Raw genomic sequence first — 13,436 nt, forward strand, 5'->3', positions numbered from 1 at the left:
TGTTGTCTAAACCTTAGATTAAGCGTACATTCGCGCCCTCAAAAATTAATTTAAAACTATTAAAATGAAAAAATTATTAGCTATTGCTGTTTTGTTAGGAACTTTAACAGCTAATGCTCAAGAAGAAAAAAAGGAAGAACCTAAAGATGGGTGGAAAAGAAGTGGTAATATCTCTTTTCTATTTAATCAATCTGCTTTTAATAATTGGTTAGCTGGTGGTACAAATAATATTTCTGGTACTATTGGTTTAAACTATGATTTTAATTATACTAAAGGTGATTGGGCATGGGACAATAAATTGATTGCTTCTTATGGAGTAACAAAACTTAAAGGAGAAGAACTACAAAAAACAGATGATCGTTTAGAATTAAACTCTTTATTAGGAAAAAAAGCTAGCGGATATTGGTATTACTCTGCTTTTTTCAACTTTAAAACTCAAATGTCTTCTACCTATGTTTCTGGCGAGCAAACATCTCATTTCTTTTCTCCTGCATACTTCCAGTTTGGACCTGGTATGCTTTGGAAAAAACATGATAATTTAAAAGTAAATATTGCTCCAGCAACTTCTAAGTTAATATATGTACACAAACATTTGACTGATTTAGGCCCTGCTTTTGGAGTAAAACAAAACGAAACCACCCGTTATGAATTAGGTGCTGCAGTTAATGCCTATTACAAATTAGATGTAATGAAAAATGTATCTGTAGAAAATATCTTGAATTTATATAGTAACTATTTAGAAGATTTTCAAAATGTAGATATTGACTATACTGTTAACGTAGTAATGAAAGTTAACAAATACTTATCTGCAAATCTTTCTATGCAAACTATTTATGACGACAACGCCTTTAGAGGATTTCAAACTAGAGAAGTGTTTGGTCTAGGAATAAATTACGGTTTCTAGAAAAACAAAACATAATTGCAAAACCTCAAGAACATATTCTTGAGGTTTTCTTTTTTACGTATTTTAGCCTAAAAATTTTAACGAATGACACTATTAATTGTTTACGCCACCTTATCTATATTCTTCTCTTTTTTATGCTCTATATTAGAAGCTGTTCTACTAAGTGTTACTCCTACTTTTGTGAATGTTAAAAAGAAAGAAGAGAAAGCTTATGCAAAAGATCTTGAGACATTAAAAAAAGATGTAGACAAACCTCTTATTGCTATCTTAACAGTAAATACTATTGCACACACTGTAGGAGCTATCTTAGTTGGTGCTCAAGCAAAGAAAATATTTAATGATGAAGGAAACGGTGTTTTTATCGTTTCTGCTATAATGACTATTTTAATTTTAGTTGCTTCAGAAATTATTCCTAAAACTATCGGAGCAACTTATTGGAAGTCTCTAGCTGGCTTTACAACCAAAGCTTTAAATGTGCTAATTTTCTTCTGTAAATACACTGGTATTATATGGGTACTTCAATTATTTACTAAACTATTTGGTAAAGGAGCACATGGTGAAAGTGTTTTAAGCAGAGAAGACTTTTCTGCTATGACTGATATTGCTGAGCAAGAAGGTGTTTTTCATGAAAGTGAGGGTAAAGTAATTAGAAATATGCTAAACTTTAAAGAGGTTCAGGCTAAACATATTATGACACCTCGTACGGTACTTACTACTGCTGACGAAAACCAAAGCATTGAATCCTTTTTCAATGAAAATAGACCTTTACGATTTTCTAGAATACCTGTATATGCTGAAAACCCAGACAACATAACTGGATATGTTTTAAAGGATCAGTTGTTACTTTCTTTGGTTGATAATAAAGGAAATGAACCTTTAAAGACAATTAAGAGAGAAATTATAATAGCCAGTAGAGAATTGTCTATTCCTAATTTATTTGAAAAATTAATTCAACAAAGAGAACATTTAGCTTTAGTTGTAGATGAATATGGAGCTGTTAGTGGTTTAGTTACTCAAGAAGATGTTATAGAAACGCTTTTAGGGTATGAAATAATGGATGAGAGCGATAACGTAGCTAATCTACAAAGCTTAGCTAGAAAAAGCTGGGAACAACGTGCTAAGCGATTAGGGATAATTAACGATTCTGAAAACGGATAGTAAACTTACAAGTTTATAAAACAAAAAGAGGCGTGAATTAATTCACGCCTCTTTTTGTTTTACAGTTTTATAACTATTTCTAGTCATTAATTGTCCAAGAAACATAGTACATAGAACCAATTAATCCTGATCCTGGTGCAACCATATATTCGTTACCTGTTAAGTTAGTTCCTCCTATTTTAAATCTTGATTTAATAGCTGGTACTCTATAGTTTATTTGTGCATCCAATACAGTTCTTGCATCTACTGTATCATCTAAGAAGCTTGACTGCCAATAGAACTCATCTTGCCATCTTAAATTCACATTAAACCCAAAGTTTTTAAATAAGTTTGGATTTCCAAACATTACCTTTACTTGATGCTCTGGCGTATTAAATCCTGCTTTAAAAGTTGGATCATCACTTTGATCAAAAACTAATTTTGAATATGTATAATTAGCTCCTAAATTAAACGTCTTAAATACTTTCGTATTTAACCCAACACCTACACCATACGAGTCAACATTAGCTGAAGTATTTGTATTAAGTACAAACGAAGTATAATCTCCATTATCTATTGCTGCATCAGCTTGTGCGTCTGGTGTTCCATCTGCTTCTAAACCTCCATAGTTAGCTACAATAACATCTTTGAATGCTACAAAGTCGTTATACTGGTTATAATAACCATTAATGTCTAACTCTAATATATTTCTACTATTTAAATCAATAATACTTCTATATCCAACTTCATATGAAGTAACTTTTTCTGGTTTAATTGGATTAACATCAAGTTTAACTCTATTATCTGTTCCAACTAATGCATTTCCAAAAGCTTGTCTACCTGTAATTTCACTAGTAGAACCATCTTGATTAGTTACTATAGTAGAGAAACGATCTAAGTTCTCTTGCGATGTACCTAAAATATATTTACTAGGCCCTGAACGTAAACCAAAGTATTGCTCTAAAGTACTTGGGTTTCTAAATCCTGTTTGGTAAGAAGCTCTTAAAATATGATTTTTTGATTCACCTAAAGAATAGTTTAGCGCTACCCTTGGAGAAAAGTTACCTTCAAAGTTTTTAGATTTATCATAACGAACAGATCCTGTAAACTTTAATCTATCCTCTAAAAATTTCTTTTGAATTTGGGAGTAAACCCCAAACATATCAAACTCAATACTACTATTCTCATCTGTAAATAAAGTTCCGTTTGAGTTAATATCGAATTTACGGTAAGAACCTCCTACTTGAATCTCTCCCCAACGAATTATATCTTTGAAGTTATAATTAGCATCAAAATGATAAAAAGAAGTTTCGTCTTTTATACCTGCTCCTCCTTTGTTTATTGGAGTATTGATTACCTCTTCTAAAGCTGTTTTAAATTCAGGTGATCCTGGTACGTATCTGTTTCTATTAGCAAACCTTCTTGCATCAGCATCGTTAAGAGGGCTAAATCCAGGGACTGTTATTGCTCCACTATATATTCCAGCATATTCTTGATACCAATTTTGGGTTGGATTATACTTTTCATTTAGAGCAATAGCTGCAAATCGTAAATCGTGACTTTTTCCAGAATCATTTCCTGTATAATATCCTCTTACAAAGAAGTTTTTCCCTATAAGTTCTAATTTATACTGCTCAATAAAGTATCCTTTTTGAGAGAATCTATTTGTTCCTTGATATGTATTATCTCCACGAGAAAAACGAGAGTTTAATATAATTTCTAATGCATCATTTGCCCATGGTCTGATATGTATAGATCCATCAAACTTTAAGTTATAACCATTGTAATTAGTTAAGTCTGATTCATTGTACCCTGTTCTAGTTACATTACCTATACCAGGCACTGGAATTGAAAAATCATCACCATATACATTTACACCATCATAATCAGTGTTTGCATCTCTATCTCCATCAATAGCTGTTCCACCAATTCCTGTGGTGTTTCTAGTATCGACAGCATGCCATTCTTCAGCAGAGAAATAAGTTAAGTTTGCTTTAGCTGCAACATAATCATTAAACTTATATGCCATACGAATTCCTGCATCGTAGAAAGGATTATTACCAGCCGCTTCTTGCGACATACTACCTGTTTTGATATAAGTACTAATACCAGCGTCATCAAAAGGGTTTCTACTTCTCATTAACAAAATACCGTTGAAGGCATTTGCTCCATATAAGGCAGAAGAAGCTCCTGGAAGAATTTCAACATTTTTTACATCTAAATCAGACAGTCCCATAATGTTTCCTGCCGAGAAGTTCAATGCTGGTATTGATGTTTCTACTCCATCAACTAACTGTACAAATCGAGTGTTGTCGAAAGTAGAAAAACCACGAGAGTTAACGGATTTAAATCCATAATTTGCTTCACGTGACTCAATTCCTTTTAAGTTTATTAATCCGTCATAAAATGAAACAGAAGTATTTCTTTTAACATCAACAATCCCCATTCTTTCAATAGTTACTGGTGATTCAATAACTCGTTCAGGAGATCTAGATGCTGAAATTACAACTTCATCTAATGCTACACTCTCTTTTAATATCACATTTACTTCTTGTTCTTGTGAAGTAATCTCTATTATTTCTGTTTTATAACCAAAAGCAGAAACTTGTATAGTTATAGGGTAGTTTGACTTAACTTGTAACGTAAATTTCCCTTCAAAATCAGAAGTTGCTCTTGCTTCTCCTGAAAGAATTACTGCATTAGGAAAAGGCTCCAAGTATTCGTCGTAAATCTTTCCATTTACTGTAGTTTGTGCATAAATAGCCATACTACACACTACCAAAACTAAGGATAGTAGTTTTTTAAACATAATGCTTATTTTAATTGATTTGTATTAAGTTATTATTGGTTTATTTACTCATCAAGAGCAAACATAATAGGGAATCCGTATTTTACAGAGGTTTCATCTCCTGACTTTTTAGCAGGTACAAACTGTGGCAGTTGAGATACTACTCTAACAGCCTCATTGTTTAATAACTCTCCATTTTTAGGCCCTAAGGTTTTAATATTCTTAACCTGACCGTTTTTATCAATAATAAAACGTACCCAAACTTCTCCTTGAATAGATTCTTTTACCGCTTGACTGGGGTATCTGAAGTGTTTTTGAATATGTTTTACCATTTCAGCGTTAAAACAATCTAATCTTTCGTTTTTCTTTGCATTTTTACATGCAGTAAACAAAGGTATCCTATCAACTGTAGTAAATTTTTCAGCTTTTCTTACTTCCTCTGCTGATAGTTTACTTGTTATATTTTCAAGGTTACTTTTAAAAGTTAAAGATTGGTTTAATTCTGCTTGAGGAGTTGCACTTTCTATTGCTGCAGTTCCTGCTCCCGATAGCTCTGTAGCACTTGAAACAGCTTTCTTTTTTGAAATCTCTCTCTTTTTTAGATACCTTCTATTAGCAGATACTTTTACAGAGATTTGTCGTGTACCCTTGTTTTTTTTACTTTTTGGAGCTATGGTACATTTTGTAATACTATTTAAATCTACTAAAGATTCTTCTGGGGTTTCACATACTTCACGTTGTGACACAACATTAGTAGCATAAAAACAAACTAATGTGATAACTAAAATAATTTTTCTCATACCTAAGGGTTTAATATTTTTTTAATCAACTAATTACAGTTAATTATTTGTGAAAAATATGGCGTGCAAAGGTATTCTTTTTTTTACAGAAAATAAATTATTTTAACATTCTAATTTTCAGAGCTATTTAAGCTAAAATTCATAGGAAAACTGTACGCTACTCTTGTATTTTTTCCTTGTTGTTTCCCCGGCTTAAAATCAGGTAATAATAATACAATTCTTTTTGCCTCTTTTTTTAAGATTTCGTGTGCATTTGCTCCTTCCGTTTTAATATCTGTTACTTTACCAGTTTCATCAATTACAAAACTTACTAGCACCTCCCCTTCAATTCCTTTATCTAAGGCTTCTTCTGGGTATTTCAGTGTATTAATTATATGGTTTTGCATTTCATAATTAAAACAATCAACTTTATCCATTAGAGGGTCTGTACAAGATAAAAATACAGGGATTTCATCTACTACATCAAAAGAAGTAGCTTTTTTAGTTATTTTTCTAGTGATTGGAAATATATTATACAAGCGACATGCAGCTAAATCACTAGTGGTCTTAATCAACTTAATTTTGTTAGCTTCTATATCATTAGCTAAACTAATGACTTTTTCAAAGTAAACACGTTTTCTAAAATGTCTTCTGCTAGAAATTGTAGTTACAACCGCAGGAGTTGTTTCTGTATTCTTTTCTACTTTTTTCTCTACTAAACATTTGTCAACTACGTTTACATCTACTAAATGTGAAGTTTCAGATGTACATTTCTCTTGTGCTAAAGCAATTTGCAAACCACAACATAGTAACAAGAGGGTAATTATATTTTTCATCATGATCTATTCAGATTAACACATGGTAACTCAAAAAGAGCGGACATTTCACCTGGTCTTAAATTCTCTATTTAAAACTTTATGAATACTTGGTAAGTTAGCTGGTTAAATAAGATTAATTTACTGACGTAAGTTTTAGGATTTCTTATTAACTAATTGATCTAATGAAAATCGTCTAGATTTTGTTTGTGAAGTTTTATTATTTTTCATTTTCAGGGGGGATAAAATGGTTAAAAATATTAATTTACAATGCTTTATAAAACACAGAAAAAACTATGTTAGCGATTATAAATATAATAAAAAAGAACTTAAAGTTGCAATTCTTTAAGTTCTTTTTAGGTTATGGTTATATTTTTTTACTGTAAAAACTAATATTCTTGATATAAAAAATCATTATAAGGAAAGCGCTGAATGTGTATTTTTTTCACTTCTTCATACACCTTATCTTTAAAATTCTCTAGGTTATCTTTATTTAATGCTGAAATAAAAATACTCTCTGTTTCTAAATCATTCATCCATGTTCTTTTCCAATCTTCTAATGTGTAATGCTCTTTTGTTTTTTCTGTAACTAAGTCATCTCCATCAATAGTTTCATGAGTATAAGCATCTATTTTATTAAACACCATAACTGTAGGTTTATCCTTACTATCAATCTCATCTAAGATTTTATTAACAGAAGCAATATGGTCTTCAAAGTTTGGATGTGAAATATCTACAACATGTAATAGTAAATCAGCTTCACGAACTTCATCTAAGGTAGATTTGAACGACTCTACCAATTGAGTTGGTAACTTTCTTATAAACCCAACAGTATCTGTCATTAAAAAAGGAATATTCTTTATTACTACTTTTCTTACTGTAGTATCAAGCGTTGCGAACAACTTATTTTCTGCAAACACCTCACTTTTACTCACTACATTCATTAGAGTAGATTTACCAACATTGGTATACCCTACCAAAGCAACACGAACCATTTTTCCACGGTTTTTACGTTGCACAGACATTTGTTTATCAATAGTTACTAACTTCTTTTTTAGTAACGAGATTTTATCACGAATAATACGACGGTCTGTTTCTATTTCTGTTTCCCCAGGTCCACGCATACCAATACCCCCTTTTTGTTTATCAAGGTGTGTCCACATTCTTGTTAATCGAGGTAATAAATATTGATATTGTGCTAATTCTACCTGTGCTTTTGCTGAACTCGTTTGTGCTCTACTAGCAAAAATATCTAGTATTAAGTTTGTTCTATCTAAAATTTTACAATCTAAAAAACGCTCAACATTTCTAAGTTGAGCTGGTGATAGCTCATCATCAAAAATGGCTGTTCCAATATCATTTGACTCTATATATGCTTTTACATCTTCTAACTTTCCTGTTCCTATAAAAGTTTTTGGGTGTGGTTTGTCTAGTTTTTGAACAAAACGTTTAACAGCTACTCCTCCAGCTGTAAGTGTTAAAAACTCTAGTTCATCAAGATATTCTTCTGATTTCTTTTCATCTTGATTTTGGGTTATAATACCTATTAAAACCGCTTTTTCTGATATGGCTTCTCTTGTTTCTATCATACATTGCAAAAGTACAAATTTATCAACGCATGTTTTTAACTTTCTTTTGGTATTAAAATCACTACAACAGCTTTTTTACAGTTATTTTTAATATGGGTAAAACATCTTTTTCAAACCACGGATTTTTAGTTAACCAGAATCTATTTCTTGGAGATGGGTGAGGTAATACAAAATAACTAGGTAGATACTCTTCAAAATTGTTCACTGTCTCAGTGAGTGTTCGTTTTGCTTGTTCTTTTAAGTAGTAGTTTTGAGCATACATTCCAATTAAAATAACCAGCTTTACTTTAGACATTTCTTCTAGTAATGGTTGATGCCATTTCGGGGCACATTCTTTTCTAGGTGGCAAATCTCCAGATTTTCCTTTTCCTGGATAACAAAAGCCCATTGGAATTATTCCAAAATTGTTTGTGTTGTAAAACTGCTCATCAGTAACATCTAACCATTTTCTTAATTGTTTTCCACTAGCATCATCCCAAGGAATTCCAGATTTGTGTACTTTGGTTCCTGGTGCTTGACCTACAATAATAATTTTTGACTTTCTATTAGCTAAAATCACAGGGTTAGGCTCTATATGTTCCTCACATATTTTACATTCTTTTATTTTCCTTAGAAGATTCTCCACACTGTAAAGTTAATATTTATTCATAAAAAAACACTCGATTACAATGTAATCGAGTGTTTTTAACTTTAACTATTTAAGTCTTAATTGTTAATTGCATAACTAGCACCATTACCTAAATCTGATAAAAATGCCATAATAGTTTTCATTAATTTTTTTCCTTTTTTGGTTAGTAGTTGTCTTTTCATTTTTTTAGATATTTTATTAATTTCCCTGATGTAAAATTAACACACAACTATCTGAAAACTAATAGGGTTTTTGCCCTTTTCAATCTACTAAACCACTCTTTTTCTATCAGTGAAAAAGGGGAATTAACACCAGAAAATTATAGATATTGGTAATATCGTATCTATAAAATCTTTATAAAATCATCGAAAGCAACATAATAGGGTTTGTTTTTAAAAACTGGTAAATCTACACTTTCAGCATTTGCAATCCCTATACCTGCATACCAAACCTTAGCATTTTGTTTTTCTGCATGCTTTTTAAATGTTTCCATCCACAATACATCATACTCTTGTGGTGACTGAATATTATTAGTAGTCTTTACTAAAACAAATATGGTAGGTTCTTCTTTTTTATACAATACGAACTGCGGATGTCTTTTTAACTCACTATTTATTGCAATAAACTCATAGCCCATTTCTTGTAGCTTTTTACCTACAATGTTCATTCCCAAATTATGAAGTTCTTGTTCTGTAAGTGCTTGCATTATTTTCGTTTCTTATTGCGTTTGTTATAGTTTTTGTCTCCTCTTGTTTTAGGTTTTTTATACTTCTTAGCAATTTCTCTTCGGTATGAACCTCCTTGGTTTGTTTTTTTATTCTTTTCCTTTTTCTCATGAAAGGCAGGTCCTGGAATATATTCTTGTGACGTTCTATTCTTATTAATTTCTCTTTCTTCCTTTGGACGCTCTTCTTCTGTTAATTCCTTAGAAATCTCAACCTGTTCTGGAATTTCTAACTTAGGAATTTCATAATCCATCAACTCCTCAATTCGTTGTTTATCTTCTTGCTCTTTTTCTGTAGCAAATAAAATTGCTTTTCCTTCTCGTTCTGCACGACCAGTACGACCTATTCTGTGCATATAGTTTTCAGGAAAGTGTGGTACATTAAAATTTACTACATGTGTTACTTCTTCTAAATCTAATCCACGAGCAATTACATCGGTAGCGATTAAAATTCGCTTTTCTCCTTTATTAAATTGTTCTATGGAACGTAAACGGTAGTTCTGTGTTTTATTTGAGTGAATAACACAGGCTTGTGATGGATATTCTTCTGCTACACAATCAAACAACCTATCTGCATTTCGCTTATTGGGTGCAAAAACTAATACCTTACTAAACTCTGATTTATCAAATAATAAGTAGTTTAATAAATTGACTTTTGTGTAAAAATTAGGAACATCATAACTCGTTTGCTGAATATTGTCTAGTGGTGTTCCACTAACTGCAATCGCTATTTTATCTGGAGCGATAAAGAAATCGTCAATTAAAGCTTCCACATCCTCCGTCATGGTTGCTGAAAACATGATGTTTTGACGTCTTTGAGGTAATAAATCAAAAATGTTTAACAACTGAAAGCGAAAGCCTAAATCGAGCATTACATCTACTTCATCAATTACTAATTTCTGAATAGACTTTAATTTCAATACGTTACTTAACGCTAAATCGTACAACCGTCCTGGAGTAGCAACAATAATATCTGCACCTTGCATTACTGCTTCTTTATGACGATTTAAGTTGACTCCTCCATACACCCCAATAGTACGTAAGGTCATGTATTTTGCTAACTTTTCAATCTCATCTACCACCTGCACTACTAATTCTCGTGTAGGCACCAATATCATCACTCTTGGGTGTTGTTGTTTCGAAAACTTTAAATCACGTAATATAGGCAATAAGTACCCAAAAGTTTTACCTGTACCTGTTTGTGCTATCCCCACTACATCTTTTCCTGAACGAATTACAGGAAATGCTTGTTCTTGGATAGGTGTAGGGTTTACAAAACCTAATTCTTCAATTGAGTTTCTTAATGGATTTGATAAGTCTAAATCTTGAAAAGTTGTCATTAACAATAATTTGCTGCAAAGGTACAACCAATATTTTGTATATTTAAGGGAGTTAATTCTTTTTGATTATGGAAATACCTAAACGATTAGAACAAGCGCTTATTAAGCTTTATAATGCTTTTCACAACGATGAATTGAAGCCTGAATGTTGTTCAGCATGTGCGGTTGGGAATATATTAGATAATCGAGATAGCTGGAAACACCTAACAAATGGTCATGGTTCATTACAACTAAGCTATGTAGGTAGGGTTCATCAAAATTTGGGTAGAAAATTTAATGGTTACACCCCACTTGAACTATTACACATTGAAAAAGTATTTTTAGAAGCATGTGGTTTTGTTCTTCCATTATGTCACTACAATTCTAAACCTCAAAACCCTACTGATAAAGAAAGGTTATTTAACGGTTTATACGCTGTAGTTGCATATTTATGCAAACTCGAAGACATACCCAATGTTATGGACTATGCTAGGGTTTTTGAATATGAACAAGATAGTCCTGTATATAAATTTGATGTAATTTATGAGTAACTTTTTTTTGCTAAAAACGTTGTCTTGCTTTTATTACATCTAAACCTTATCTTTTTAAATATAAAAAAAACCGATACAAATTTGTATCGGTTTTTATATATAAAAAACACTGAGTGTCTATCCTCCAAAGTCATCAAAACGAATGTTTTCGTCATCTAAACCAAAATCTTCACCCATTTTTTGTACTGCTTTGTTCATTAATGGTGGTCCACAGAAATATAATTCTAAATCCTCAGGACTTTCATGTTTAGATAAATATTGGTCTATTACAACTTGGTGAATAAACCCAACAAAACCATCTCCACTTTCATCATTAATATCTTTTTTAACCTTCCAGTTATCTTCTTCTAATGGCTCAGATAATGCCAAGTAGAATTTAAAGTTTGGAAAGTCTTTTTCTAACGCTCTAAAGTAGTGAATGTAGAATAACTCTGCTTTAGAACGACCTCCGTACCAGTATGTTACTTTTCTACCAGTCTTTAAAGTTCTAAATAAATGATAAATATGTGAACGCATTGGTGCCATACCAGCTCCACCACCTACATATAACATTTCAGCTTCAGAATCATTGATGAAGAATTCACCATAAGGTCCAGAAATAGTTACTTTATCTCCTGGCTTTTGATTAAAAATATACGAAGATGCCACCCCTGGATTTACATCCATCCATCCGCCTTTAGCACGGTCGAAAGGAGGTGTTGCTACACGAACATTTAACATGATTTCTCTTCCTTCTGCAGGGTAAGAAGCCATAGAGTATGCTCTCTCTACAGTTTCTTCATTCTTCATTACTAATGGCCTTAGGTTAAATTTATCCCAATCAGCCTCAAATTTATCAGGTTCACCTGGATGATCTTGTGGATGTGCAGAAATATCCATATCAGCATATTTTACTTCACATGGTGGTATTTCAATTTGAATATACCCACCTGCTTTATAATCCATTTCTTCTGGAATCTCAACTACAAACTCCTTAATAAAAGTTGCTACGTTATAGTTTCTTACAACAGTTGCTTCCCATTTCTTAATTCCGAAAATTTCTTCTGGAATAGAGATATCCATATCTTGCTTTACTTTTACCTGACATGCTAAACGGATACCGTTTTGTAATTCTTTACGTGTAAAGTGTGGTGTTTCTGTAGGTAAAGCTTCTCCTCCACCTGAATTTACATGACACTCACATTGTACACAAGAACCACCACCACCACAAGCTGATGGTAAGAAGATTTTTTCATTACCTAAGGTAGATAATAAAGTTCCACCTGATGCTACTTCTATTGTTTTTTCACCATTGATTGTAATCTTTACAGGTCCAGATGGTGCCAATTTTTGCTTAACAAATAATAATAAAGCTACTAAAACTAAGATTACCGCTAAAAACGCTAATACTGTAATAGCAACTGTTCCTCCTGTGCTTACTTCTAAAAATACCATTATTCTGTAATTTCTTTAGTGTTATTAGCTAATTCTTCTGCTTTCTCTTCAGTCTTTTCAGTTTCCTCTACTACCTTTTCTTCAACTTCTTTCTTTTCAACCTTAACTTCAGCAGTTTCTTCTTTTTTACCTGCATCATCACCTCCAGTTAACATTCCTCCGAAACTCATAAATCCGATAGCCATTAAACCTGTAATAATGAATGTAATACCTAAACCTCTTAATGCTGGTGGCACAGATGAGTATCTGATTTTTTCACGAATAGCTGCAATTGCTAAAATTGCTAAAAACCACCCGATTCCTGAACCAATACCGTACGTAAATGATAAACCTAATGTTGGAATTTCACGAGACTGCATAAATAAAGATCCTCCTAAAATTGCACAGTTTACTGCAATTAACGGTAAGAAAATACCTAAAGAGTTATATAATGCTGGCGCGAATTTTTCAACAATAATTTCTACTAATTGTACCATGGTTGCAATTGTTGCAATAAACATGATAAATGATAAGAAACTTAAGTCATAATCTACATACTCTTCTCCTAACCACTTTAAAGCTCCAGGTTGTAATAAGTACTGATCTAACAACCAGTTTACTGGTACTGTAACTGCTAATACAAAGATTACTGCAGCTCCTAAACCTACGGCTGTTGATACTTTTTTAGATACGGCAAGGTAAGAACACATTCCTAAAAAGGTAGCAAATACCATGTTATCTATAAATATCGATTTGAAAAATAATTCTATATGTTCCATTTTCTATATT

12 protein-coding genes are annotated in these 13,436 nt (G+C 32.1%); 3 read left to right on the forward strand and 9 right to left on the reverse strand.

Going from position 1 to position 13,436, the window contains the following annotated elements:
• Positions 1 to 64 precede the first annotated feature (64 nt).
• Both VBY68_RS12105 and VBY68_RS12110 read left to right on the forward strand, forming a co-directional pair.
• Positions 65 to 904: a DUF3078 domain-containing protein gene (locus tag VBY68_RS12105; protein WP_099215203.1), complete on the forward strand. Its 840-nt coding sequence runs from the start codon at positions 65 to 67 to the stop codon at positions 902 to 904.
• Between the two features lie 84 nt (positions 905 to 988).
• Entirely contained in the window at positions 989 to 2,062 is a 1,074-nt protein-coding gene (locus tag VBY68_RS12110; RefSeq protein WP_099215202.1) for a CNNM domain-containing protein, read from the forward strand.
• 79 nt (positions 2,063 to 2,141) lie between these two features.
• Here VBY68_RS12110 and VBY68_RS12115 read toward each other — a convergent pair whose 3' ends face one another.
• From VBY68_RS12115 to VBY68_RS12145, 7 genes are all read right to left on the reverse strand, one after another.
• Positions 2,142 to 4,850 carry a TonB-dependent receptor gene (locus tag VBY68_RS12115; protein ID WP_415269877.1) on the reverse strand — a complete coding sequence of 903 codons (2,709 nt, stop codon included), beginning with the start codon at positions 4,848 to 4,850 and terminating at the stop codon, positions 2,142 to 2,144.
• 44 nt (positions 4,851 to 4,894) lie between these two features.
• Positions 4,895 to 5,629: an energy transducer TonB gene (locus VBY68_RS12120; protein ID WP_415269878.1), complete on the reverse strand. Its 735-nt coding sequence runs from the start codon at positions 5,627 to 5,629 to the stop codon at positions 4,895 to 4,897.
• A gap of 110 nt (positions 5,630 to 5,739) precedes the next feature.
• A complete protein-coding gene (locus VBY68_RS12125) occupies positions 5,740 to 6,447 on the reverse strand; it encodes an energy transducer TonB (RefSeq protein WP_415269879.1) in 708 nt (235 codons plus the stop codon).
• Between the two features lie 365 nt (positions 6,448 to 6,812).
• Entirely contained in the window at positions 6,813 to 8,012 is a 1,200-nt protein-coding gene (hflX, locus tag VBY68_RS12130; RefSeq protein ID WP_415269880.1) for a GTPase HflX, read from the reverse strand.
• Between the two features lie 61 nt (positions 8,013 to 8,073).
• Positions 8,074 to 8,637 carry a uracil-DNA glycosylase family protein gene (locus VBY68_RS12135; protein WP_273694226.1) on the reverse strand — a complete coding sequence of 188 codons (564 nt, stop codon included), beginning with the start codon at positions 8,635 to 8,637 and terminating at the stop codon, positions 8,074 to 8,076.
• A 346-nt stretch (positions 8,638 to 8,983) separates the two neighbouring features.
• Positions 8,984 to 9,346, reverse strand: a complete 363-nt coding sequence (locus tag VBY68_RS12140; RefSeq protein WP_099215196.1) for a Na(+)-translocating NADH-quinone reductase subunit F — start codon at positions 9,344 to 9,346, stop codon at positions 8,984 to 8,986.
• Positions 9,346 to 10,704 carry a DEAD/DEAH box helicase gene (locus VBY68_RS12145; protein WP_415269881.1) on the reverse strand — a complete coding sequence of 453 codons (1,359 nt, stop codon included), beginning with the start codon at positions 10,702 to 10,704 and terminating at the stop codon, positions 9,346 to 9,348. Before VBY68_RS12145 ends, VBY68_RS12140 begins: the two co-directional genes overlap by 1 nt.
• 68 nt (positions 10,705 to 10,772) lie before the next feature.
• Between VBY68_RS12145 and VBY68_RS12150 the strand changes: the two genes are divergently transcribed.
• The gene (locus VBY68_RS12150) at positions 10,773 to 11,234 is read left to right on the forward strand and encodes a Na(+)-translocating NADH-quinone reductase subunit F (protein ID WP_415269882.1); all 462 of its coding nucleotides are present in this window, start codon (positions 10,773 to 10,775) and stop codon (positions 11,232 to 11,234) included.
• A gap of 117 nt (positions 11,235 to 11,351) precedes the next feature.
• On the opposite strand, the gene nqrF is transcribed toward VBY68_RS12150, so the two are convergent.
• Positions 11,352 to 12,668, reverse strand: coding sequence for an NADH:ubiquinone reductase (Na(+)-transporting) subunit F (gene nqrF, locus VBY68_RS12155; RefSeq protein ID WP_121146655.1), 1,317 nt, complete (start codon positions 12,666 to 12,668; stop codon positions 11,352 to 11,354).
• Entirely contained in the window at positions 12,668 to 13,426 is a 759-nt protein-coding gene (gene nqrE, locus VBY68_RS12160) for an NADH:ubiquinone reductase (Na(+)-transporting) subunit E (RefSeq protein ID WP_099215192.1), read from the reverse strand. Before nqrE ends, nqrF begins: the two co-directional genes overlap by 1 nt.
• Positions 13,427 to 13,436: the final 10 nt, after the last annotated feature.

It is taken from the genome of Tenacibaculum ascidiaceicola (genome assembly GCF_047470925.1).
Taxonomy (GTDB): domain Bacteria; phylum Bacteroidota; class Bacteroidia; order Flavobacteriales; family Flavobacteriaceae; genus Polaribacter; species Polaribacter discolor.